The organism is Microbacterium californiense (assembly GCF_047246625.1).
In the GTDB taxonomy this organism is placed as follows: domain Bacteria; phylum Actinomycetota; class Actinomycetes; order Actinomycetales; family Microbacteriaceae; genus Microbacterium.
In genome coordinates this window covers 898,098-922,291 of sequence record NZ_JBFOKQ010000001.1, presented here as the reverse complement: position 1 = coordinate 922,291, position 24,194 = coordinate 898,098, and the positions used below count along the sequence as shown (strand labels likewise).

Here is a 24,194-nt window from a genome sequence, read left to right as displayed (position 1 = left end):
CCGTCAGGCGGCGTCCGTGCCGAGCGTGCCCAGATACAGCCCGATCACCTTCGGGTCGTTCAGCAGCTCGCGTCCGGTGCCCTCGTATGCGTCCTTGCCCTGGTCGAGGACGTAGCCCCGGTCGCAGATCTGCAGGCACCGACGGGCGTTCTGCTCGACCATGATGGTCGTCACGCCCGCCTTGTTGATGTCGGAGACGCGGATGAAGGCGTCGTCCTGCCGCACGGGGGAGAGGCCGGCGGACGGCTCGTCGAGCAGCAGCACCGACGGGTCCATCATGAGGGCGCGGGACATCGCGACCATCTGGCGCTCGCCTCCCGAGAGCGAGCCCGCGCGCTGCTTGAGGCGCTTGCCCAGCTCGGCGAAGATGCTGGTGACGAACTCGAGGCGCTCCGCGTAGATCCTGGGGTTCTGATAGAGCCCCATCTGCAGGTTCTCCTCGATGGAGAGCGACGGGAAGACGTTGTTCGTCTGCGGGACGAACGCGACGCCGCGCTTCACGAGCTTGTCGGCCTTGAGGCCCACGATGCTCTCGCCGTTCAGGGTGATCTCGCCCTCGCGGACGTTGACGAGCCCGAACATGGCCTTCAGCAGCGTCGACTTGCCGGCGCCGTTCGGCCCGATGATCCCGATCAGCTCGCCCTGACGGGCGACCAGGTTGGCGCCGTTGAGGATGTTGACACCGGGCAGGTAGCCCGCGTGCACGTCCCTGAGCTCGACGACCACGTCGCCATCCGGCTGCACGGAGCCGCTCGTTGCTTGCTCGCTCATGCGGTGCCCTCCTTGTCGGGGTCGGTCGAGCCGGTCGACTCGAGCTCTGCTTCGGCCTCGGCCTCGATCTGCTCCCGGAGCCGGGCGGCCTCGGCATCCGCGACGACCGGGATGCGCCCGGTGACCGCGCCGAGATCGACGTCCTGGTGCGCACCCAGGTAGGCGTCGACCACCGCGGGGTCGTCCATGACCTGGTCGGGCGGGCCCTCGGCCACGACGCGGCCCTCCGCCATGACGACGACCCAGTCGGCGATGTGCCGGACCATGTGCATGTCGTGCTCGACGAAGAGCACGGTCATGCCCTCGTCCTTCAGGTCGAGGATGTGATCGAGCAGCGACTGCGTCAGAGCCGGGTTCACGCCGGCCATGGGCTCGTCGAGCATCACGAGGGTGGGGTCGCTCATGAGCGCGCGGGCCATCTCGAGGAGCTTGCGCTGGCCGCCCGAGAGTGCCGCCGCGAAGTCCTTCTCCTTGGCGTCGAGCTTGAAGCGGGTCAGCAGCTCGCGCGCCTTCACCTCGATGTCGGCATCCTGCTTGCGCCACAGAGCCGGGATCAGGCTGGACCAGAAGCCCTCGCCGCGCTGGCCGGTCGCCCCGAGCTTCATGTTCTCGAGAACGGTGAGCAGCGACAGCGACTTCGTGAGCTGGAAGGTGCGGACCTGCCCCATCCGGGCGACCTTGAATGACGGGATGCCCGAGAGGTTCCGGCCGTCGAACGACCAGGTGCCGCTGTTGGGGCGGTCGAAGCCGCAGAGCAGGTTGAACAGTGTGGTCTTGCCCGCACCGTTGGGCCCGATCAGCGCCGTGATGGCGCCGCGCGGGATCTCGAGGTGGTCGACGTCGACCGCGGTCATGCCGCCGAAGCGGCGCTGCACGGCGTCGACCACGAGGATCGGGTCGACCTTCTCCACGCCCGGGCGCGCCGGGCCCTTCGTCAGGCCGGTCGTCTTCGGACGACGGATGCTGCCCGTGGTCGGCACGACCGCGGGGGTCTCCGGCACGGGTTCGGGGGTCAGTTCATTTGACAAAGGTCATCTCCCTCTTGTCTCCGAGGATGCCCTGCGGGCGGAAGATCACGAGCAGCATGAGCGCGATGCCGACGAAGATGTAGACCAGCGTCGCGGCCTGGCTGTCGGACATCGGCAGGAGGCCGGCCTGCGCCATCTGGGGCAGCAGGTTCGCCATGAAGGCGAAGACCAGCCAGAACAGGACCGCGCCGAGCGTCGGACCGAACACGGTCGCGGCGCCGCCGAGGAGCAGGATCGTCCAGAGGAAGAACGTCAGCGACGTCGAGTAGCTGCCCGGGACGACGGCCGACGGGAGGACGAAGACGATACCGCCCGCGGCCCCGATCACACCACCCACGACGAGCGCCTGCATCTTGTAGGCGAAGACGTTCTTCCCGAGCGAGCGCACGGCGTCCTCGTCCTCGCGGATGCCCTTGAGGACCCGTCCCCAGGGGCTGCGCATGAGCGCCCAGACGAGGAGGATCGCGATCGCCAGCAGGATGATGCCGAACACGCGGTTCCACAGGTCGTTCGCGCTGTAGGTCCACGGTCCGAAGCCGTAGGTGCCCTGCGGGAACGGGTTCGCGTCGCGGAAGCCGCCGTTGTACTGCGCGAGGCCGTCGGCCGAGTTGGTCCACTCGTCGAACAGCTGCGTCGTGAAGAGCAGGCGCACGATCTCGCCGGCGGCGATGGTCGCGATGGCCAGGTAGTCCGCGCGCAGGCGGAGCGTCGGGATGCCGAGGAGCACGGCGAACAGGGCGCCGCCGAGGAGGCCGATCAGCATGCCGACGAACCAGGGCAGGCCGAAGCTGAGCACCGAGATCGCGTAGCCGTAGCCGCCGATGGCCATGAAGGCCGCCATGCCGAAGTTGAGCAGACCGGCGTATCCGAAGTGCACGGCCAGGCCGGTCGCGGCCATCGCGTAGGCGATGGTGACCGGGCTGAACAGGTAGACGGCCGTGTTGGAGAAGATGCTTCCGAAGTCCATGGCGGTCAGCCCAACCTTTCCTTGCGACCGAGCAGTCCCTGGGGCCTGACGAGGAGGATCACGATGAGCACCACGAGGGCGCTCGCGTACTTCAGGTCGGACGGGATCCAGAGGGTGGAGACCTCGACCGCGATGCCGACGATGAGGGAGCCGACGAGGGCGCCGAACGCCGTGCCGAGTCCGCCGAGCGTGATCGCCGCGAAGATCAGCAGCAGCATCTGCATGCCCATGTCCCACTTCACGCCGGGGCGGAAGTAGCCCCAGAGCACGCCCGAGATGGCGGCCAGCGTGCCCGCGAGGATCCACACGTACCGGATGACCCGGTCGACGTCGATGCCCGAGGCCGCTGCGAGCTGCGGGTTGTCCGAGATCGCGCGCGTGGCCTTGCCGATGCGGGTGCGGGTGAGGAAGAACGCGACCGCGAGGATCACGACGATGCTGACGCCCATCGCGATCATGTCGATGTAGGACAGCGAGATCGGTCCGAGCTGAATGGGCGTGGGGCTGGCGCCGGGCAGCTGCCGCGTGCCGCCGCCGATGAAGTACTGGAAGAGGTACCGCAGCGCCAGCGAGAGGCCGATGCTGACGATCATCAGCTGCACGACCCCGAGGCCGCGGCGCCGCAGCGGGCGCCACAGGCCGGCGTCGAGGGCCCAGCCGAACAGACCGCCGCCGATGACCGCCGCGGCGATGCCGAGCCAGAGCGGCAGGTGCCAGAAGGTCGTCGTCACGAGGGCGACGAGGCCGCCCCAGGTGACCATCTCGGCGTGCGCGAAGTTCGACAGGCGCGTCGTGCCGTAGATCAGCGCCGCGCCCATCGACGCGAGCGCCAGGAGCAGGCCGAAGTTCAGGCCGCCGACGAGCCGCGACAGCAGCTGGTCGAGGAACGTCACGGTGACGCGCTCGCCCTCGCCGAGGAAGAGGTTGAGGATCTTCGTACCGGTCAGACCGAACTCGACCTCGAAGGACGCCGTCGTCCCGGAGATCGGCTGCGTGCCCTCGGGCAGCTGCGTCGCGTCGACGATCACGCCGTCGGGGAGGGTGTCCTCGTCGACTGTGATCGTGTACGTCTCCTTCTCGGGCACGTACAGACGCCACTTGCCGTCGGCATCGGTCTCGGTCTCGGCCTCGAAGCCCTTGCCCTCGATCGACAGCTCGACGCCCTCGACGGGCTCGTTCTCGAACGTGATCACGCCGCCGAAGTAGTAGTCGGTGACCTCTTGGCCGTCATCGGTCGTCTCGGCCGACGCGGAGAGGGCGGGCTGCAGCACGATCGCGCCGAGTGCGACGAGCACTCCGATGAACGCGACGAGCCAGGGCCTCTTCCGCTGGACGGCGATTGTTGTGGGTCTCACGCAACCTCCACTGTGAGTGCTGCTTCGCACGGGACTGTCCGCCTCGGGTTGGACGACGAACTTGACTGTAGTGTGCGCCGTGCGTTTCGCCTACACCCGCGCGCCGATCGAGATGAGAGCGGTACCGAAGGACCGGGGCCGCCGCCGGGAATGTTCTCGCAGGCGAGACGCTTAGAATCTTCATACGGTTTCCGGTCGGTCCGACCGATCGCACGTTCTCGGAGTCGCGCGGCACGCGCAGGAGGAGCATTCATGGAACAGCACGATCCCTTCGGCTTCGTCGGCCTGACGTACGACGACGTGCTCCTCCTCCCGGGGCACACCGATGTGATCCCCAGCGAGGCCGACACCTCCTCGCGGGTGACGCGCCGCATCTCGGTCGCGACGCCGCTGCTGTCCAGCGCGATGGACACGGTGACGGAGGCCCGCATGGCCATCGCCATGGCGCGCGAGGGCGGGCTCGGCATCCTGCACCGCAACCTCTCCATCGCCGACCAGGCCGCGCAGGTCGACCGGGTCAAGCGCAGCGAGTCGGGCATGATCACCGACCCCATCACCACGACGCCGGACGCGACGGTCGAAGAGGTCGACGCGCTGTGCGCGCAGTACCGGATCTCCGGCCTTCCCGTGGTCGACGCGGACGGCCGCCTCGTCGGCATCATCACCAACCGCGACATGCGTTTCGTGTCGGGCTTCGAGCGCCAGTCCACGCTCGTGAAGGACGTCATGACCTCGGAGGGCCTCGTCACGGCCCCGGTCGGCGTCGCGGCGGGCGAGGTCATCGCGCTGTTCGCGAAGCACCGTGTCGAGAAGCTCCCGCTCATCGACGAGGACGGCAAGCTCGCCGGGCTCATCACCATCAAGGACTTCGACAAGAGCGAGAAGTACCCGCTGGCCACCAAGGACGATCAGGGCCGCCTGCGCGTCGGCGCCGCCATCGGCTTCTTCGGCGACGCCTGGGAGCGGGCCGAGGCCCTCCGCGACGCCGGGGTCGACGTGCTCGTCGTCGACACCGCCAACGGCCAGTCCCAGGGCGTCATCGATCTGGTGAAGCGCCTCAAGGCGGACTCGTCGTTCGCGCACATCGATGTCATCGGCGGCAACGTCGCGACCCGCGAGGGCGCGCAGGCGCTGGTGGACGCCGGTGTCGACGCGGTCAAGGTGGGCGTGGGCCCCGGCTCGATCTGCACCACCCGCGTCGTCGCCGGCGTGGGCGTGCCGCAGGTCACGGCGGTGTACGAGGCCTCGCTGGCCGCGCGTCCCGCCGGCGTGCCGGTCATCGCCGACGGCGGGCTGCAGTACTCGGGCGACATCGCGAAGGCGCTGGTGGCCGGGGCCGACGCGGTCATGCTCGGCTCGCTGCTCGCCGGGACCGACGAGTCGCCCGGCGAGATCGTCTTCCAATCGGGCAAGCAGTTCAAGCAGTACCGGGGCATGGGCTCGCTGGGCGCGATGCAGACCCGCGGCAAGCAGACCTCGTACTCGAAGGACCGCTACTTCCAGGCCGACGTCCCCAGCGACGACAAGCTCATCCCCGAGGGCATCGAGGGGCAGGTGCCGTACCGCGGCCCGCTGTCCGCCGTGGCCTACCAGCTCGTCGGCGGCCTTCGGCAGTCGATGTTCTACGTCGGGGCGCGCACGATCGAGGAGCTGAAGCAGCGCGGCAAGTTCGTGCGCATCACGTCCGCCGGGCTGAAGGAGTCGCACCCGCACGACGTGCAGATCGTCGTCGAGGCGCCCAACTACAAGAAGTAGGGCCCGCGAGGCGCACGAAAGGAACGGATGCCGCGGCATCCGTTCCTTTCGTTTTTCGGTGCAGACCGCAGCGGCCCCGGTCCGATGGGGTATGCCACAATCGTGATGAACCACCCGCTCGCCCTTCCCGCGTGCTCCGGATGATGAAGGCATCCTCTGCATGACCGTCCCCACGGTCGGGAACTCCCCAAGGAGAGCCGAACATGTCAGAAGATGTGACCCGAGTTCTGGTCGTCGACGACGACGAAGACCTCGCGCTGCTGGTCAAGACGGTGCTCCAGCGTCGGGCCGGCTGCGTGGTCGACATCGCGCCCGACGGGCTGGCCGCCGTGGCGCGCGTCTCGGAGATCCGCCCGGACGTCGTGATCACCGACATCGAGATGCCGGGACTCAACGGCCTCGACCTCCTCGCGCAGCTGCGCACCCGTCTGCCGGCCGTTCCCGTCGTGGTGATGACGGCCCACGTGTCTGTGGAGTACGCGGTCTCGGCGCTGCGGGCGCAGGCCGATGAGTTCCTCACGAAGCCGCTCGACAACACCCGCCTGGTCGAGGTGGTCACCCGTCTCGCCGAGGAGGGGCGTCGCCGTCGCGCGGAGGGCCGCCGCACCGAGAAGGTGCTCGCGGTCGGCGCGCACCCGGACGACGTCGAGATCGGCGTCGGCGGAGCCCTCTCGGCGCACGCGGCCGCAGGCGACGAGATCACGATCCTCACGCTCTCGCGAGGAGCCCGCGGGGGCGATGCCGACAGCCGGCAGCACGAGTCCCTGGCCGCCGCAGAGCTCCTCGGCGCGCGGCTGTTCCTCAAGGACCTCGTCGACACCGAGATCTCGGGCGGCGGATCGACCGTGCGACTGATCGAGGAGGTGGTCCAGCAGATCGAGCCGACCATCGTCTACACGCACTCGCCCCACGACCGGCACCAGGACCACCGGGCCGTGAACGAGGCGACGACCGTCGCCACCCGTCGCGTCGGCACCGTCGCCTGCTACCAGAGCCCGTCGTCGACGATCGAGTTCCGCCCGACGCGCTTCGTGCGCATCGACGGGTTCGTCGAGGCGAAGCTGCGGCTGCTCGAGTGCTTCGGCTCGCAGACCTCGAGCCGCGACTACCTCGCCCCGGACTTCGTGCGCGCGACGGCCCGCTACTGGTCCCGCTTCGGCGAGGGCGAGTCGGTCGAGCCGTTGGAGATCATCCGCGAGTCGGCGGCGTTCGCCGTCGCCCGCGAGCACCTCGCGAAGCAGGAGGGCTGACATGGCGCGCGTTCTCGTGACCGGCGTCGGCGGTCCCGCCGGCGTGGCCGTCATCCGCTCGCTCCTGCGTCGTCCGGAGCTCACCGTCTTCGCCGCCGACATGGACGGATGGGCGGCGGGACTGTATCTGGTGCCCGCCGAGCAGCGCCGTCTGGTGCCGCCCGGGAAGGCCGAGGACTTCGTGCCCGCGCTGGCCCGCATGGTCGCCGACGACCGGCTCGACCTCGTCATCTCCACCGTCGACGTCGAGCTCATCGCGCTCGCGCGTCGTCGCGACGAGCTCGCGCCGGCCGTGCTCGCCGCGCCCTCCGCCGACACGCTCGACACCGCGCTCGACAAGCTGCTGCTCGCCGAGCGCTGCGCGCCGACCGGTCGCGCCCCGCGGACGGTCCTCGCCGGTCCCGACGCGCTGGCCGTGGACTGGGAGTTCCCCGTCTTCGCCAAGCCCCGACAGGGTGCGGGGAGCCGCGGCATCCGCCTGGTCGCGGACCGGGCCGCGCTCGAGGACCTGCCCCTCGACGAGGGACTCATCGTGCAGGACTACCTGCCGGGGGAGGAGTACTCGGTCGACGTCATCGCGGATGCCGAAGGCCGGGTCGTCGCCGCCGTCCCCCGCACACGCGCCCGGGTGGACTCGGGAGTGGCTATCGCCGGTCGCACGGTCCACGACCCGGAGCTCGAGGAGACCGCCGCCGCCGTGGCGCAGGCGATCGGGCTCGTGGGCGTCGCGAACGTCCAGCTCCGGCGCGACCGGTCCGGGGCGGCCGTCCTGCTCGAGGTGAACCCGCGTTTCCCCGGCGCGCTGCCGCTCACGATCGCCGCCGGCGTGGACATCCCGTCGCTGGTCGTCGACCTGTTCCTCGGCGAGACGCTGCCGGAGCGCCTGGCGTTCCGCGAGATCGCCTCCGTGCGCTTCCTCGAGGACATCACGGTCGAGATCGACGACGTGCTCGTGTCGGAGCACGCCGGCCACCAGGACGAGTCATGAGCGCGGACATACTCCGCGGCGACCACCACGTGCACTCCACCTTCTCGGACGACGCGGTCTCGACGCCGGAGGAGAACGTGGCGGCGGCGGTCGCGGCCGGCCTCGACACGCTCCGTCTCGTCGACCACGTGCGCCGCGACACGACCTGGGTGCCCGAGTACGTGCGGGCGATGCGGGCCCTCGAGGTCCCGGACGGTCTGACGGTGCTCACCGGCGTGGAGGCGAAGGTGCTCGACACGGCGGGGACGCTGGACATCCCCGCTCTGCCCGAGGGCATCGACCGGATCCTCATCGCGGATCACCAGTTCCCCGGATCCGAGGGGCCGCTGGGGCCGACCGCCGTCCGCGAGCGCATGACCGCCGGGTGGTCGTCGTCGGACGTGCTCGACGACTTCGTCGCCGGCATCGTCGCCGCCATGGAGCGGCACCCGGGCAACCAGCTCGCCCACTGCTTCTCGCTTCTGCCGAAGATCGGTCTCTCGGAGGACGATCTGGGCCCCGAGCGCCTGCGGGCGTGGGCGGAGACCGCCGCCCGCACCGACACCCTCGTGGAAGTGAACGAGAAATGGGCATGCCCGGAACCCGCGGCCCTCGGCGCGTTGCGCGCGGCGGGAGCGACGCTCGTCGCCTCGACCGACAGCCATGAGGCGGGCACCGTCGGGAAGTACACCCGCGTGAAGGCGCTGGTGGAGAAGGAGGTGGCGTCGTGATCGCCGACCTGGAGTGGTGGCAGACCGTCATCGTGGTCATCCTGATGCTCTGCATCCTGCTGGGCACGCTCCCCGTCATCAACACCGGCATCCAGTTCCTGTCGCTGCCGCTGCACGCCTTCCGCAACCACTACGGGCAGGCGGCGCCGTACCACCCGAACGTCGCCGTGATCATCCCCGCCTGGAACGAGGGCAAGGTCATCGGCCCGGCGATCGAGCGGCTCCTGCAGCTCGAGTACCCGACCGACCGTCTGCGGATCTACGTGGTCGACGACGCCTCCACCGACGACACCCCCGACATCGTGCTCGCGAAGGCGGCGGCCTACCCCGGCCGCGTCATCCACCTGCGTCGCGAGGTGGGAGGCCAGGGGAAGGCCCACACGCTCAACCACGGGCTGGACACGGCGCTGGCGGACCCCTGGACCGAGGCCGTCCTGATCATGGACGCCGACGTGATCTTCGCCCGCAACGCGCTGCGCAAGCTCACGCGGCACCTCGCCGACGAGAAGGTCGGCGCGGTCACCGCCTACATCGCCGAGGGCAGCCGCGACCGCAACTACCTCACCCGCTTCATCGCGGTCGAGTACGTGATCGGGCAGCTCTCCTCGCGACGGACCCAGAACGTGCTCGGCGCGATCGCCTGCCTGGCCGGAGGCGCCCAGCTGCACTCCCGCGCCAACCTGGAGGCGATCGGCGGACGCATCCCGACCGGGACGCTCGCGGAAGACACCATGACGACCTTCGAGGGGCAGCTGAAGGGGCGGCGGGCGGTCTTCGAGCCGCACGCCGTCGTGCTCGCCGAGGAACCGCGCACGATCGACTCGCTCTGGAAGCAGCGCCTGCGCTGGGCGCGCGGGAACGTGCAGCTCACCGGGATCTACCGCAAGCTCTGGTTCCGACCGAGCCGGCACCACCAGCTGGGCAGCTTCTCGTTCGGACTGGCCTGGTTCACGATCCTGCTGCTCCCGGCGTTCATGCTGTTCGCGGCCGTCTCGCTGCTCGCCCTGCTGCTGTTCCACAGCGACGTCGCCGAGTTCGTTTTCCGGTTCATGTGGATCTCCGCCGCATGCATCTACATCTTCTCCATCCTGTTCTCCGTGCAGCTCGACGGACGGATCGGCTGGCAGTCCTGGCGCGAGGCGATCATGTTCCCCGGGCTGGGAGCGCTCCTGCTGATGGTGGTGGCGCTGTTCCCCGGGGCTCTCGACGGCATCGTCCGTGCGCTCGGGGGCACGGTCACGGACCAGACCCTCCTGGTCTGGACGATCTTCTTCTACCTGTGGGGTCCGATCTCGATGCTCGGCATCTGGCTGGCGAGGGCGGTCGAGCCCCTCCCGGGCGGGCGCTTCTTCGCGGGGCTCCTGCTCTACGTCTGCGGGTACGGCTCGCTCCTGTGCGCCATCACCGTGGACTCGTACGTCAAGGAGTGGCGTCGTGCCGACGCCGCGTGGATCAAGACCGAGAAGGTCGGACGGGTCGACTCATGAGCGAGATGCCATCACCGGAGACCGAAGCGCAGGAGATCGCGGCGGACGCGCGCGCCGAGCGTCGGCTGATCTGGCAGGCGGCGCTCGCCCTGGTGGTCGTCGTCGGCGTGGTCGTCGTCCGAGAGCTGTTCCTTCGATGAGCGGACGGCCGCTGGCGCTGGTGGTGGAGGACGACTCCGACCAGATGTCGCTGCTGCGCCGCTACCTCGACCGGGAGGGGTACGACGTCTTCCCGGCGTGCGACGCGGAGACCGCGATCGCGGCCTTCCCCGACATCGATCCGGAGCTGGCGGTGCTCGACCTGCTCCTGCCGGGGATCTCCGGTCACGAGTGCGCGCGGCTCGTGCAGGAGGCCTTCCCCCGGTGCTTCCTGGTCATCAGCTCGGTGCTCGATCCGCTGGAGTACCCCCGGGCCGACGCGGCGCTGCCGAAGCCCGTGATCCGCTCCGCCCTGCACCACGCCCTCGCCGGAGCGGGACGATGACCGCGTCGACCGAGATCGCCCCCGAGCGCGGGTGGCGGCGGTACTTCGACGACCCCACGCCGCTGATCAAGCAGGCGCCGACGCTCATCGCCGTGGTCATCGCCGCGCTGCTGATCGTCGTCCTGCCCGACTTCCCCCTCACGGAGATGGCGGTCGCGCTGACCGGCATCGGCATCGTGCTGGCCGTCACCGTGCTGGCGGCGGTGCTGGGCGCCCAGGGCATCCGTGACGGATGGCTGGTCATGATGATCCCGATCATCGACATCCTCAGCATCGGTCTTCTCCGCGCGGGCACCGGCGGATCGCAGTCGCTGTTCACGTCGCTCGTGCTCCTGCCGGTGATCTGGATCGCCGCGGCGCCGGGCTTCCGGCACGTCTTCATCGTCGCCATCACGACGTCGTTCGTCTTCCTCATGCCGTACGTCGTCGATCCGCCGTCCGACACGGTCTCGTGGCTCCGCGCGGTGATCAGTCCGCTGGTGTTCGCCGCGGTCGGCGCGATCGTCAACGAGCTGTCCCGCCTGCAGCGTCTGCGCACGGCGCAGGCCGAGGCGCTGGTCTCGGAGCGCACGGCCGCGCTCGCCGCCAACGTCGAGATGGTCGAGCAGGTGCGTGCCAGCGAGCAGGAGTACCGCGAGCTGACGGAGTCGTTCCAGAGCCTCTGGAAGTCGATCACGGGCCAGGCGGTGATCGCGACCGACAACGACGGGATGATCACGAACTGGAACCCCGGCGCGGTGCGCCTGCTGGGCATGTCCGCCGAGGACGCCGTGCAGCAGGTGCGCGTGGATCGGTTCTTCCCGCCCGACGTCCTCGCGCAGTTCGCGGACGCCGACGACGCGGGGGACGCCTCGTCCGGAGGTCTGCCCGCGGGCCTGGCCGCCCTGTTCCGCAAGGCCGACTCCGGTCTCTCGGTCGAGGCGGACGTCGATGTCGCGACGGTCGCGGGCACGACGGTTCCGGCCCGCGTCACCATCACGCCCTACCAGAACGCCCACGGCGCCCGTCAGGGCTACCTCCTCGTCATCACCGACGAGACGAAGGCGGTCGAGGTGGCCCGCATGAAGGATCAGTTCGTGGGCATGGTCTCGCACGAGCTGCGCACGCCGCTGAGTTCCATCATCGGATTCCTCGACCTGCTCCAGGACGACCCGGCGCAGCCTCTCACCGACGAGCAGAAGGAGTTCGTCTCGGTCATCGAACGCAACGCGAAGCGACTGCTCAACCTGGTCGGCGATCTGCTCTTCACAGCGCAGGCCGAGTCGGGTCGGTTCCCGCTGGAGCGGGAGGATGCCGATCTGCGCGAGATCGTCGAGTCCGCCGTCGCGTCGGCCGGTCCGCAGGCCCAGAGGGAGGGCATCGAGGTGCTGTCCGAGGTGCCCGCCGAGCCGGTGCGGATGTCGGTGGATCCCGGAAGGCTCGGACAGGCGCTCGACAACCTCCTCTCCAACGCGATCAAATTCACGCCGGAGGGTGGCAGCGTCACCGTGCGGGTCGACGTGCAGGACGGGATGGTCCGGCTGTCGGTGGCCGACACCGGGATCGGCATTCCGGAGGACGAGCAGGGGATGCTGTTCACCCGCTTCTTCCGGGCGTCCACGGCCACCCGCAACGCGGTGCCGGGCGTGGGGCTGGGGCTCACGATCACCCGGGCCATCGTGCTCGCGCACGGCGGGGCGATGGACGTGAGCAGTCAGGAGGGCGTGGGCACGGAGTTCCGCATCCTCCTTCCCCTGGCGCCCCGGACGGAGGCGCTGCGTCTCACCGACCTGCGCGGCGCCTGATAGCCTGGTCGGCTCGCTCTCCTGCGGGCGGAAGGACGGCACCGCACCGTGGGCTATATCGATGTTTCCGGCGTCTCGCTGACGCTGCCGGATGGCAGGCCGCTGCTCGACGAGGCGACGTTCCGCGTCGGACAGGGATCCACCAGCGCGCTCATCGGACCCAACGGCGCGGGGAAGACCACCCTGCTGCGCATCATCCGCGGTGAGCAGAGAGCCGACGACGGCGTGGTGACGATCGACGGCGGCCTGGGCGTCATGGACCAGTTCGTCGGGCACGGGACCGCGGGGCAGACGGTGCACGAGCTCCTCGTGCAGGTGGCGCCCCGGCGCATCCGCGCCGCCGCCGAGGCGCTCGAAGCGGCTGAGGACGCCCTGATCGATCGCGACGAGCACGACACCCAGATCGCCTACGCGACGGCGATCGCCGAGTACGCGGATGCCGGCGGCTACGAGCACGAGACCGTGTGGGACCAGTGCACGGTCGCCGCGCTCGGCCTCCCGTTCGAGCGCGCGCGGTTCCGGGAGCTCACCTCGCTCTCGGGCGGCGAGCAGAAGCGCCTGGCCCTGGAGGCGCTGCTCCGCGGCCCGGACGAGGTCCTGCTCCTCGACGAGCCGGACAACTACCTCGACGTGCCGGCGAAACGGTGGCTCGAGGAGCAGCTCCGGCAGACGTCGAAGACCGTCCTCCTCGTCTCCCACGACCGAGAGCTGCTGGCCCGTGCGGCCGACCGCATCATCACCCTGGAGCCCGGGGGAGCGGGCGCGTCGGCGTGGGTGCACGGCGGCGGCTTCGGCACCTACGCGCAGGCGCGGAGCGACCGGCTGGACCGTCTCGACGAGCTGCGTCGCCGGTGGGACGAGCAGCACGAGAAGCTGCGGATCCTCGTGGCGAACCTCAAGGTCAAGGCGTCCGCGAACGACGGCTTCGCCTCCCGCTACCAGGCGGCGCAGACCCGCCTGCGCCGGTTCGAGGACGCGGGGCCGCCCGAGGAGCGGCCGCCCGCGCAGGACTTCGACATGCGCCTGCGCGGCGCGCGCACCGGCAAGCGGTCGGTGATCGCCGAGCGCCTCGAGCTCACCGGTCTGATGCGGCCCTTCGACGCCGAGATCTGGTACGGAGACCGCATCGCGGTCCTGGGATCGAACGGATCAGGCAAGTCGCACTTCCTGCGCCTCCTCGCCCGCGGAGGCAGCGACCCGGATCCGTCGCTCGGACACGTGACCTCCACGGGCGAGCAGCTGAGCGAGGTCGCGCACACCGGACGGGCGGTGCTCGGGGCGCGCGTCGTGCCGGGGCTCTTCGCGCAGACGCACGCGCACCCGGAGTTCGTCGGGCGCACGCTGCTGGAGATCCTGCATCGCGGCGACGACCGGCGCGCAGGTCTGCCGCGGGATGCCGCGAGCTCCGCACTGGACCGCTACGGCCTGGTGCGCCAGGCGCAGCAGACCTTCGAGTCGCTGTCGGGCGGGCAGCAGGCGCGGTTCCAGGTGCTGCTGCTGGAGCTCTCCGGCGCAACGCTGCTGCTGCTCGACGAGCCGACCGACAACCTCGACCTCGAGTCGGCGGAGGCGCTCGAAGGCGCGCTCGGGCGCTTCGACGGCACGGTGCTGGCCGTGACGCACGACCGCTGGTTCGCGCGCTCGTTCGACCGGTTCCTCGTCTTCGGCTCGGACGGCTCCGTGTACGAGTCGCCCGAGCCGGTGTGGGACGAGCGCCGGGTGGTGCGACCGCGCTGAACCCTGCGGCGGGCGGCCGCCGACGGATGCCGATGCCGCGGCCCCGGCGATCCGCTCGGGGGTCTCAGGGCAGTCGGAAAGGCGCGGCGGCGCGTGCGCCGTCGTCGAGGGCGAGTTCGGCGAGCGTCTCCCCGATGCCGGTCGCGAACTTGAAGCCGTGGCCCGAGAACCCCGCGCCGACGACGATCCGACCGCGCCGATCGAGCACGAAGCGGCCGTCGGCGGTCGAGGTGTAGGTGCAGCTGATCGGCACGGCGCTCGCGGGATCGAGCCCCGGCATCCATTCCCGGACGTACTCCGCCACAGCCGCCTGGTGCGTGGGCCGGTGCGGACGGGCGTCCGGATCGACCTCGTCGCCGACCCCGTGGAAGCCGACCTTGACGCCCTCGCCGGGCGTCGGCATGCCGTAGACCGTCGCCGGATGGCGCTCGGGGTCGACGTAGTGGTTGAACGACGGCCAGGCGTGCCCCGTCCGGGGCGCGAAGTGGGCGGGGGTCTCCTCGGTGACCCTCAGCGGCGGCAGACCGATCCCCGGGAGGATGCCGGTCGACCAGGCCCCGACCGTCACCACGACCGTCTCCGCCTGCAGCACGGCGCCCTCGGCGAGTCGGATCCGGACGTCGCCGCCCTCGTCGTCGATGCCCGTGGCCGGGGTGCTCCATCGCACCTCGCCGCCGGCCGCGACGATGCGCCGCTCCAGCTCGACCAGGGCGTCCGCGGCGCGCACGACCCCGGCATCCCGCGACCACAGGACGTCGTCGTCGAAGCGCATGCCCGCCCAGCGGGCGCGCGCCTCCCCGGCGCTGAGCATCGACGCCGCGATGCCGCGGTCCGACAGACGCGCGGCGATCGTCGGCAGGTCGACCGATCCGTGGGTGACGAGCCCGTGCAGACGGAGCAGCGGCGCCCCGCCGACCACGCCCAGCGCGTCCCAGCCCGCGCGCGAGCGCTGCAGGAGGTCGAGGTAGTGATCCTCGATGTAGGCGTCGTTGAAGTTGCGGGTCGCGCCGTGCGACGCCCCCTGGCGGTGCCCGCGTGCAAAGCGCTCCAGCACCAGCGGTCGCTCTCCGCGGCGCGCGAGCGCCCAGGCCGTCGCCAGACCCATCACGCCGCCGCCGATCACGACGATCCTCCCGGCATCCCTGTGCATGCACCCTCCGCTGCGTCGGTTCCAGTCTCGCAGCCGTCGTCGCGTCCGGTGCCCGGGTAGGCTGGGGTGGTGACCATGGAGATCGAGCTCGGCCGAGGCAAGCGCGCCCGTCGCGCATACACGTTCGACGACATCGCGGTGGTGCCCTCGCGACGCACCCGCAACCCGGAGGATGTGTCGACCGCGTGGACGATCGACGCCTTCGGCTTCGAGATCCCCGTGCTGGGTGCGCCGATGGACTCCGTCGTCAGCCCCCGCACGGCCATCATGCTCGGTCAGTTGGGCGGCCTCGGCGTGCTCGACCTCGAGGGCCTGTGGACGCGGTACGAGAACCCCGAGCCGCTGTTCGCCGAGATCGCCGGTCTCGGTGACGACGAGGCGACCGTGCGCATGCAGCAGCTGTACTCGGAGCCGATCAAGCCGGAGCTCATCACGCAGCGGCTCGCCGAGATCCGCGAGGCGGGCGTCACCGTCGCCGGCTCCCTGACCCCGCAGCGCACGCAGGAGCACTACGACACCGTCGCCGCCGCCGGCGTCGACCTCTTCGTGATCCGCGGCACCACGGTGTCGGCCGAGCACGTCTCGAGCGTGGCCGAGCCCCTCAACCTCAAGAAGTTCATCTACGACCTCGACGTGCCGGTCATCGTCGGCGGGGCCGCGACGTACACCGCGGCGCTGCACCTGATGCGCACCGGCGCGGCCGGCGTGCTGGTCGGATTCGGCGGGGGAGCGGCGTCGACCACCCGGGCGACCCTCGGCATCCACGCCCCGATGGCCACGGCCGTCTCCGACGTCGCGGCCGCACGGCGCGACTACCTGGACGAGTCGGGCGGCCGGTACGTGCACGTCATCGCCGACGGCGGCGTGGGCACCTCGGGCGACGTGGTGAAGGCCCTCGCGATGGGGGCGGATGCCGTCATGCTCGGCGTGGCCCTGGCCCGCGCCACCGACGCTCCGGGCGGCGGGTTCCACTGGGGGCCCGAGGCCCACCACCCGAAGCTCCCGCGCGGACGCCGCGTGCGGGTCGGCGGCATCGGCACCCTCGAGGAGATCCTCTACGGTCCCGCTCCGGTCGCCGACGGCACGGCCAACCTGATCGGCGCGCTGCGCAAGTCGATGGCGACCACCGGATACTCCGATCTCAAGGAGTTCCAGCGGGTCGAGGTCGTGCTCGCCCCCTACGAGGCCTGAGACCCCGAACGTCGTCGTGTCGTCGCCTGCGCCGCTGTTTCCGCCGACCCTCCGCGAGGTGATGCTCCGCGGGCGCTGGATCGGCATGCTGCTGTTCTGCCTCCTCGTCGCCGGCGTGTTCGCGTGGCTGGGGCAGTGGCAGCTGGAGCGCGCGATCGAGACCGATCCGCCGGAGCCGGGAGCCACGGAGCAGGTGCAGCCGCTGACCGAGGTCGTCGAGCCGGGTCAGTACCTCGCCGAGCCGCTCGTCGGCCAGAAGGTCGAGACCTCGGGAACATGGGTGCCCGAGGACTTCCTCGTGGTGTCGGAGCGCTTCAACGACGGAGTCGAGGGCTACTGGGTCACCGGTCAGCTGCGGGTGGCGGAGCGCACCTCCCTCGCGGTGGCGTTGGGCTGGGCCGCCGACCGCGAGACGGCGGATGCCGCGATCGCCGAGCTGGAGGAGTCGGCGGGAGAGGATGCCGTGCAGATCACCGGTCGTGTGATCTCCGACGAGGGGCCCGCGGTGCCCCCGCACGACGAGCCCGACCGCATCGACCGCATGTCACCCGCCGCCCTGCTGGGTTTCTGGCACGACACCGAGCAGCTGGACGTGTACCGTCCCTATCTCGCGGCCTCGGAGGCGACCTCCGGGCTCGAGGACATCTCGTCACCGGCGCCCGACGAGCGGTCCGCGGTGAACTGGCTCAACATCTTCTACGCCGCGGAGTGGGCGATCTTCGCCGGGTTCGCGTTCTACCTCTGGTACCGCCTCGCGAAGGACGCCTGGGAGCGCGAGGTCGAGGACTTCGAAGAGGCGAGCGCGGCCTCCGCCTGACGCGGCGCGACGACGCCGACCGGCATCCGAGCCGTCCGGTGAGCAGTGGGTGACCAATCGACGAACACTGTTGAGGATGTCGGACCCTCTCCGTAGGCTCGCTGGCATGCGCTCGCTCGGGGATCCCGGGCGTACGCGCGACAGGCTCCACGAGGGCCCGCCGTCACCGAAATCCACAACGTCGAGGAGACCGAACGCATGTCAGCCCCCCACGACGACGCCCGCCCGGGCGTCGAGTCGTCTGCACATCGGAAGCGGGGGCGCAGCGGCGCTCTCGCCGTGACCACGGCCGTCGCGCTGACCCTCGGGTCGCTCGGCACCGTCCCCGCCTTCGCCGAGGAGCCGAGCGAGGGCTCGACGGCCCCCGCTTCGCCGACGCCGGCCGAGACGCTCGCACCCCCGGCCGCTTCCGAGACGCCGGCTCCGGAGCCGAGCGCCCCCGGTGCGACGACTCCCGCACCGGCGGAGGAGGCCGCGCCGGCGGCCCCGGTCGAGCAGACCGCGCCGGCTGCGCCGCCGGCCGCGCCCGCCGAACAGACGGCGGCACAGGCCGCCGTCGCCGCCACGCACACGATCGCCGAGGTGCAGGGCTCGACCGACGTCTCGCCGGTGAACGGGCAGACCGTCACGGTCGAGGGCGTCGTCACGGCGGACTACCGCACGGGCGGGTACAAGGGCATCGTCATCCAGACCCAGGGATCGGGCGGCGCCGACGACGCGACGCCCGGGGCCTCCGACGGCATCTTCGTGTATCTCAACGCGCTCGCGCCGACGCTCGACATCGGCGATCTCGTCTCGGTGACGGGATCGGTCAGCGAGTACTTCGGCCAGACCCAGCTCTCCCCGTCGACCCTCGCGGGCATCGAGGTGCTGGCGGAGGACGCCGGGGTGCCTGCGGCCACCCCGCTCCCCGACACCGTCCTCGGCACCGACCGGGAACAGTACGAGAACATGCTCGTCGCTCCCGCGGGCACCTACCGCGTCGCCTCCAGCCACCAGCTGTACAACTTCGGCACGCTGTGGCTCAACGCCGGCGACCTGAACGTCAAGAGCACCGAGACGACGCGTCCCGGTGACGAGGCCGCGGCGATCGCCGCCGCCAACCGGGCGAACCGCATCCTGCTCGACGACGCCTGGTCGCTGCAGATCAACAACCGCAACCACCCCGGCGACCAGCCCTACTTCACGGCCGACACCGTCGTGCGCAACGGCGACGTCGTCGACTTCAGCGACACGGGCTACATCCTCCAGTGGGGCTTCGACGACTGGCGCCTGCAGCCGACCGTGCCGATCGACGACGCGTCTCCGGCCGAGCTCAAGGCCGGCTTCGAGTCGACCAACCCGCGGACCGAGACGGCTCCGGACGTGGGCGGCGACGTGCAGGTCGCGTCGTTCAACGTGTTCAACTACTTCACGACGCTCCAGACCGAGAACGCCGATGCGCGCGGGGCGGCGGACGCGGAGGAGTTCGCGATCCAGCGGTCCAAGATCGTCGCCGCCATCAACGGTCTCGATGCCGACATCGTGTCGCTCATGGAGATCGAGAACTCGGTCAAGCTGGGCAAGCCGATCGACACCGCGCTGGCCGATCTGGTCGACGGGCTGAACGATGCCGCCGGCAGCGAGGTCTGGGCCTACGTCCCGACGCCGACCGCCCTGAGCGATGCGGCCACGACCGACTTCATCACCAACGCGATCATCTACAAGAAGGATGCGGTCTCGCCGGTCGGCGACAGCGCCACCGTGATCGACGAGTCGGTGTGGGGCAACGCCCGTGAGCCGATCGCCCAGGCGTTCGACATCGACGGCCGCGTGGTCACGGTCGTCGCGAACCACCTGAAGTCGAAGTCGCCGCCCGAGAACGCGGGCGCCGAACCGGCCGACGGCCAGGGCTTCTTCAACGCGGACCGCGTGGCCCAGGCGGAGTCGATCCTCGACTTCACCGCGCAGCTCGAGGAGACCAGCGGCAGCAGCGACATGCTGCTCATCGGCGACTTCAACGCCTACAGCGAGGAGGACCCGATCGAGGTCTTCACCGCGGCGGGGTGGAGCGACGTGGTCGCCGACGAGACCGACGGCCAGTACACCTACACGTTCGACGGCGAGCTGGGCTCGCTGGACCACGTGATCGCCTCGCCCTCGCTCTCCCCCTCCCTCACCGGCGCCGGCGTCTGGGGCATCAACTCGCCGGAGTGGAGCGACCGCGGGTACGCATTCGGCGCGACCGAGGCGGGCACTCCGTACCGGTCGAGCGACCACGACCCGATCATCGTCGGCATCGACGGCGACGTTCCGCCGGTGAGCATCGACGTCGTCACGATCAACGACTTCCACGGGAGGATCGAGGCCGACGGTGCCGCGGCAGGAGCCGCAGTGGTGGCCGGAGCGGTGCAGCAGTTCCGCGCCGCGAACCCGAACACGATCTTCGCCGGCGTCGGCGACCTGATCGGCGCGTCGACGTTCACCTCGTTCATCAACGACGACAACCCCACGATCGACGCGCTCAACGCCGCCGGTCTCGAGGTGAGCGCCGCCGGGAACCACGAGTTCGACCAGGGCTGGGAGGACCTGCGCGATCGTGTGCAGGACCGCGCGGACTGGGAGTACATCTCGTCCAACGTCTTCGTGACCGAGACGGGCGAGCCCGCGCTCGCACCCGCCTGGATCAAGGAGCTGCAGGGCGTGCGCGTCGGCTTCGTGGGCGCCGTGACCGAAGACCTCGATTCGCTCGTCTCGCCGGAAGGCATCGCCGACCTCGAGGTGCGCAGCATCGTCGACTCGGTGAACGACGTGGCCGACGACCTGCGTGACGGCGACGAGTCCAACGGCGAGGCGGATGTCGTCATCCTCCTCGTGCACGAAGGGGCGGAGAGCACCGACCTCGCCGCCGTCACGCCCGACTCGCCGCTCGGCGAGATCGTCTACGGGGTGGACGGCGACGTCGACGCGATCGTGTCGGCGCACACCCATCTCGCCTACAACCACGTCATCGACGGCCGACCGGTCATCTCGGCGGGGCAGTACGGCGAGAACCTCGGGCTCATGAACCTGCAGGTCGACCCGGTCAGCAAGGAGCTGCTCTCCATCACCAACGAGATCAAACCGCTCACCCAGGACGGCAAGGCGCTGTACCCGGCCGTGCCCGAGGTCGCCGCGATCGTCGCGACGGCCAAGGCCGAGGCCGATGAGCTGGGTGCGATCCAGGTCGGTGCGATCACAGCCGACTTCAACCGCGCACGGCAGTCCAACGGCGCCGAGAACCGCGGCGGCGAGTCGACCATCGGCAACTTCGTCGCGGACGTCCAGAAGTGGTCGACGGGCGCCGACATCGCGCTGATGAACCCGGGTGGGCTGCGCGCGAACCTCGCGTACGCGTCCACGGGGCCCTCGGATCCCGCCGGCACCGTCACCTACCGCGAGGCCGCGAACGTGCAGCCCTTCGCCAACACCCTCGTCACGCTCACCATGACGGGCGAGCAGATCGAGGGGGTGCTCGAGGAGCAGTGGCAGCCCACCGGGGCGGCGCGGCCGTTCCTCAAGCTCGGCGTCTCCGAGGGTCTGGTGTACACCTACGACCCGACGGCGGCCCAGGGAGAGAGGATCACGTCGATCACACTCGACGGCGCACCGATCGATCCCGCGGGCTCGTACACGGTCGCAGCGAACTCCTTCCTCGCCGCCGGGGGTGACAACTTCGTCACCTTCCGCGAGGGTACGGACAAGCGCGACACCGGCAAGATCGACCTGCAGTCGATGGTGGACTGGTTCGACGAGAACGGCACGGCCCGACCGGATCAGGCGCAGCGCGCGGTCGGCGTCACGGTCAGCCCCGCGGATGCCGACGGCTTCAGCGCCGGCGACCAGGTGACCGTGTCGCTGTCGTCCCTCGCCTTCAGCGGGGGAGAGGCGGCGCCGGGCGAGGTGACGCTGTCGCTCGGCGACACCGTGCTGGCGACGTCGGCGGTCGACCCCACGATCGTGGACACCACCGACGAGGCGGGGCGCGCGACGCTGACCTTCGCGGTTCCGTCCGGGGTGTCGGGCGAGCAGCAGCTCACGGCGGCGGTCGCATCGACCGGGACGTCGGTGCAGATCCCGATCACGATCGCGGGCGAGGAGGAGTTCGCCGGCACGATCGGACTCGGCAGCTCGAAGGTGGCTGCGGGCAAGAAGCTCGAGGTCACCGGCACGGGCTACGAGCCCGGCGAGAACGTGACGCTGCAGCTGCGTCCGAACAAGGGCGCGGCGATCGACGCGGGCACGGCGCAGGTCCGGGACGACGGGTCGTTCACGGCTTCCGTGACGGTGCCGAAGAGCGCCCCGGCCGGGAAGTACACGGTCGCGGCGACGCAGGCCGACGGCGACGAGGCCACCGCCTCCGTCACCGTCACCCGCGCGGGCGGAATCGGGGGCGTCATCCGTGACATCTTCGACTGGCTGTGGGATCTCCTGACCGGGTGGTTCTGACCCCCACCGAGGTGCGATGACGCGGAGGCCGTCGGGAGCGATCCCGGGGGCCTCCGGCGTCGTGCCCGGCTCCGCCGCCGACGGATTCGCGGCCGACGCGCGCCGACTAGACTGGTCGCATGCCCGAACCGAAAGTCGCCAGCTTTCCGGCGATCCGCGGCGCGCTGAAGTTCTACCAGATCGCCTCGATCATCACAGGAGTCATGCTGCTCCTGCTGCTCGCCGAGATGGTGCTCAAGTACACGCCGATCCACCTCGAGCTCTTCCTGGGCGGATCGGGCGGGCCGCTCTGGTTCGCGGGCGTCATCGCCGGGGCGGACTGCCAGTGGTGGTCGCTCTTCGCCCCGTGGACGAACTCCTGCGAGATGACCTCGCTGGGTGACGGTTTCAACCTGTCGCTCTTCATCCTGGTCGCGCACGGCTGGTTCTACGTCGTCTACCTCTTCGCCTGCTTCCGCATGTGGAGCCTCATGCGCTGGCCGTTCCCGCGCTTCATCCTCCTCGCGCTCGGCGGTGTCGTCCCGCTCCTCTCGTTCTTCATGGAGACGGTGGTCGCCCGCGAGGTCAAGACCTATCTCGCCACCCGCGAAGCCGCCGAGGCGCCTGCGACGGGTTCAGGGACCGACGTGTCCAAGGAAGGTGTCCGTTGACCGAGAAGTCCGAGACCCCGCAGTCCGAGACCGAGCAGCGCCCGGCGCTCGTCGTCGACTTCGGAGCCCAGTACGCCCAGCTCATCGCCCGGCGCGTGCGCGAAGCCGGCGTCTACAGCGAGATCGTGCCGCACACCGCCTCGGCGGAGGAGATCGCCGCCCGCAACCCGGTGGCCATCATCCTCTCCGGCGGTCCCTCGTCGGTCTACGAGGAGGGCGCCCCGCGCCTCGACCCGGGCGTCTTCGACCTCGGGGTCCCGACCCTCGGCATCTGCTACGGCTTCCAGTACATGGCGCAGACGCTCGGCGGCGAGGTCGCCCACACGGGTCTGCGTGAGTACGGCGCGACGGATGCCGTCATCACGGGTGACGGCGGCACGCTGCTCGCCGGTCAGCCGGCCGAGCAGAACGTCTGGATGAGCCACGGCGACCAGGTGTCACGCGCCCCCGAGGGCTTCGACGTGCTCGCGGCCACCGACGCCACCCAGGTGGCGGCGTTCGCGAACGAGGAGCGCGGGCTCTACGGCGTGCAGTGGCACCCCGAGGTGAAGCACTCCGACCACGGCCAGCGGGTGCTCGAGAACTTCCTCCACCGCGGCGCGGGCCTCGCCTCCGACTGGAACAGCGACAACGTGATCGCGGAGCAGGTCGAGCGCATCCGCCAGCAGGTCGGCGACGCGCGCGTCATCTCGGCGCTGTCCGGCGGCGTGGACTCGGCGGTGTCGACCGCCCTCGTCCACAAGGCGATCGGCGACCAGCTGACGGCGGTGTTCGTCGACCACGGCCTCCTGCGCAAGGGCGAGCGCGAACAGGTCGAGAAGGACTACGTCGAGTCCACCGGCGTGCGCCTGATCACGGTGGACGCCGCAGAGACCTTCCTCGGCCATCTGAGGGGCGTCACCGACCCCGAGGAGAAGCGCAAGATCATCGGGCGAGAGTTCATCCGTGCCTTCGAGAAGGTGCAGCTCGACCTCGTCGAGGAGGCGAAGGCCGACGGCGGCGCCCCGGTCAAGTTCCTCGTGCAGGGCACCCTCTACCCGGATGTCGTCGAGTCCGGCGGAGGCGCCGGCACGGCCAACATCAAGTCGCACCACAACGTGGGCGGCCTCCCGGAAGACCTCGACTTCGAGCTGATCGAGCCGCTCCGCGCGCTCTTCAAGGACGAGGTCCGCGCGATCGGACGCGAGCTCGGCATCCCCGAGGCGATCGTCGGCCGTCAGCCCTTCCCGGGCCCCGGCCTCGGCATCCGCATCATCGGCGAGGTCACGGCTGAGCGCCTCGAGATCCTGCGTGAGGCCGACGCCATCGCCCGCGAGGAGCTCACGAAGGCCGGGCTCGATCAGGAGATCTGGCAGTGCCCGGTGGTCCTGCTCGCCGACGTCCGCTCGGTGGGCGTGCAGGGCGACGGACGCACCTATGGTCACCCGATCGTCCTGCGTCCCGTGTCGAGCGAAGACGCGATGACCGCCGACTGGACGCGCCTGCCCTACGACGTGCTGTCGAAGATCTCCAACCGGATCACGAACAGCGTGCGCGACGTCAACCGTGTGGTGCTCGATGTGACGTCGAAGCCCCCGGGGACGATCGAGTGGGAGTGACGGGC

19 protein-coding genes are annotated in these 24,194 nt (G+C 70.4%); 14 read left to right on the top strand and 5 right to left on the bottom strand.

Annotated features, from left to right (window positions below):
- Positions 1–3 precede the first annotated feature (3 nt).
- The 4 genes from AB3M82_RS04390 to AB3M82_RS04375 are packed head-to-tail and all read right to left on the bottom strand — an operon-like array spanning position 4 to position 4,121.
- Positions 4–771 carry an ABC transporter ATP-binding protein gene (locus tag AB3M82_RS04390; RefSeq protein WP_412955802.1) on the bottom strand — a complete coding sequence of 256 codons (768 nt, stop codon included), beginning with the start codon at positions 769–771 and terminating at the stop codon, positions 4–6.
- Positions 768–1,733: an ABC transporter ATP-binding protein gene (locus tag AB3M82_RS04385; protein ID WP_412958007.1), complete on the bottom strand. Its 966-nt coding sequence runs from the start codon at positions 1,731–1,733 to the stop codon at positions 768–770. The genes AB3M82_RS04390 and AB3M82_RS04385 overlap by 4 nt, the downstream gene beginning before the upstream one ends.
- A gap of 55 nt (positions 1,734–1,788) precedes the next feature.
- Positions 1,789–2,766, bottom strand: coding sequence for a branched-chain amino acid ABC transporter permease (locus tag AB3M82_RS04380; RefSeq protein ID WP_412955801.1), 978 nt, complete (start codon positions 2,764–2,766; stop codon positions 1,789–1,791).
- A 5-nt stretch (positions 2,767–2,771) separates the two neighbouring features.
- Complete coding sequence (locus tag AB3M82_RS04375; protein WP_412955799.1) at positions 2,772–4,121, bottom strand: ABC transporter permease subunit; 1,350 nt, start codon at positions 4,119–4,121, stop codon at positions 2,772–2,774.
- 252 nt (positions 4,122–4,373) lie between these two features.
- Between AB3M82_RS04375 and guaB the strand changes: the two genes are divergently transcribed.
- The 9 genes from guaB (at position 4,374) to AB3M82_RS04330 (ending at position 14,316) form a co-directional block, all read left to right on the top strand.
- Positions 4,374–5,876: an IMP dehydrogenase gene (gene guaB, locus AB3M82_RS04370; RefSeq protein WP_412955797.1), complete on the top strand. Its 1,503-nt coding sequence runs from the start codon at positions 4,374–4,376 to the stop codon at positions 5,874–5,876.
- Between the two features lie 203 nt (positions 5,877–6,079).
- The gene (locus tag AB3M82_RS04365; RefSeq protein WP_412955795.1) at positions 6,080–7,126 is read left to right on the top strand and encodes a response regulator; all 1,047 of its coding nucleotides are present in this window, start codon (positions 6,080–6,082) and stop codon (positions 7,124–7,126) included.
- A gap of 1 nt (position 7,127) precedes the next feature.
- Positions 7,128–8,114, top strand: coding sequence for an ATP-grasp domain-containing protein (locus AB3M82_RS04360; RefSeq protein WP_412955793.1), 987 nt, complete (start codon positions 7,128–7,130; stop codon positions 8,112–8,114).
- Complete coding sequence (locus tag AB3M82_RS04355; RefSeq protein WP_412955791.1) at positions 8,111–8,824, top strand: PHP domain-containing protein; 714 nt, start codon at positions 8,111–8,113, stop codon at positions 8,822–8,824. The genes AB3M82_RS04360 and AB3M82_RS04355 overlap by 4 nt, the downstream gene beginning before the upstream one ends.
- Positions 8,824–10,311, top strand: a complete 1,488-nt coding sequence (locus AB3M82_RS04350) for a glycosyltransferase family 2 protein (RefSeq protein ID WP_412958006.1) — start codon at positions 8,824–8,826, stop codon at positions 10,309–10,311. Before AB3M82_RS04355 ends, AB3M82_RS04350 begins: the two co-directional genes overlap by 1 nt.
- Positions 10,308–10,451, top strand: coding sequence for a hypothetical protein (locus AB3M82_RS04345; protein ID WP_412955790.1), 144 nt, complete (start codon positions 10,308–10,310; stop codon positions 10,449–10,451). The genes AB3M82_RS04350 and AB3M82_RS04345 overlap by 4 nt, the downstream gene beginning before the upstream one ends.
- Positions 10,448–10,795, top strand: a complete 348-nt coding sequence (locus tag AB3M82_RS04340; RefSeq protein WP_412955788.1) for a response regulator — start codon at positions 10,448–10,450, stop codon at positions 10,793–10,795. The genes AB3M82_RS04345 and AB3M82_RS04340 overlap by 4 nt, the downstream gene beginning before the upstream one ends.
- Positions 10,792–12,579: an ATP-binding protein gene (locus AB3M82_RS04335; protein ID WP_412955786.1), complete on the top strand. Its 1,788-nt coding sequence runs from the start codon at positions 10,792–10,794 to the stop codon at positions 12,577–12,579. The genes AB3M82_RS04340 and AB3M82_RS04335 overlap by 4 nt, the downstream gene beginning before the upstream one ends.
- Before the next feature lie 48 nt (positions 12,580–12,627).
- Positions 12,628–14,316, top strand: a complete 1,689-nt coding sequence (locus tag AB3M82_RS04330) for an ABC-F family ATP-binding cassette domain-containing protein (RefSeq protein WP_412955784.1) — start codon at positions 12,628–12,630, stop codon at positions 14,314–14,316.
- A 64-nt stretch (positions 14,317–14,380) separates the two neighbouring features.
- Here AB3M82_RS04330 and AB3M82_RS04325 read toward each other — a convergent pair whose 3' ends face one another.
- Complete coding sequence (locus AB3M82_RS04325; RefSeq protein WP_412955783.1) at positions 14,381–15,466, bottom strand: FAD-dependent oxidoreductase; 1,086 nt, start codon at positions 15,464–15,466, stop codon at positions 14,381–14,383.
- Between the two features lie 75 nt (positions 15,467–15,541).
- Here AB3M82_RS04325 and AB3M82_RS04320 point away from each other — a divergent pair, with 75 nt between their 5' ends.
- The 5 genes from AB3M82_RS04320 to guaA all read left to right on the top strand — a co-directional run bounded on the left by AB3M82_RS04320 (position 15,542) and on the right by guaA (position 24,189).
- Complete coding sequence (locus AB3M82_RS04320) at positions 15,542–16,657, top strand: GuaB3 family IMP dehydrogenase-related protein (RefSeq protein WP_412958005.1); 1,116 nt, start codon at positions 15,542–15,544, stop codon at positions 16,655–16,657.
- A 61-nt stretch (positions 16,658–16,718) separates the two neighbouring features.
- A complete protein-coding gene (locus tag AB3M82_RS04315) occupies positions 16,719–17,474 on the top strand; it encodes an SURF1 family protein (protein ID WP_412958004.1) in 756 nt (251 codons plus the stop codon).
- A 198-nt stretch (positions 17,475–17,672) separates the two neighbouring features.
- Positions 17,673–21,941 (top strand): ExeM/NucH family extracellular endonuclease, encoded by a 4,269-nt coding sequence (locus tag AB3M82_RS04310; RefSeq protein ID WP_412955782.1) that lies wholly within the window; start codon positions 17,673–17,675, stop codon positions 21,939–21,941.
- A 119-nt stretch (positions 21,942–22,060) separates the two neighbouring features.
- A complete protein-coding gene (locus AB3M82_RS04305; protein WP_412955781.1) occupies positions 22,061–22,591 on the top strand; it encodes a DUF3817 domain-containing protein in 531 nt (176 codons plus the stop codon).
- Positions 22,588–24,189, top strand: coding sequence for a glutamine-hydrolyzing GMP synthase (gene guaA, locus AB3M82_RS04300; RefSeq protein ID WP_412955780.1), 1,602 nt, complete (start codon positions 22,588–22,590; stop codon positions 24,187–24,189). Before AB3M82_RS04305 ends, guaA begins: the two co-directional genes overlap by 4 nt.
- The last annotated feature ends 5 nt before the right edge of the window (positions 24,190–24,194 follow it).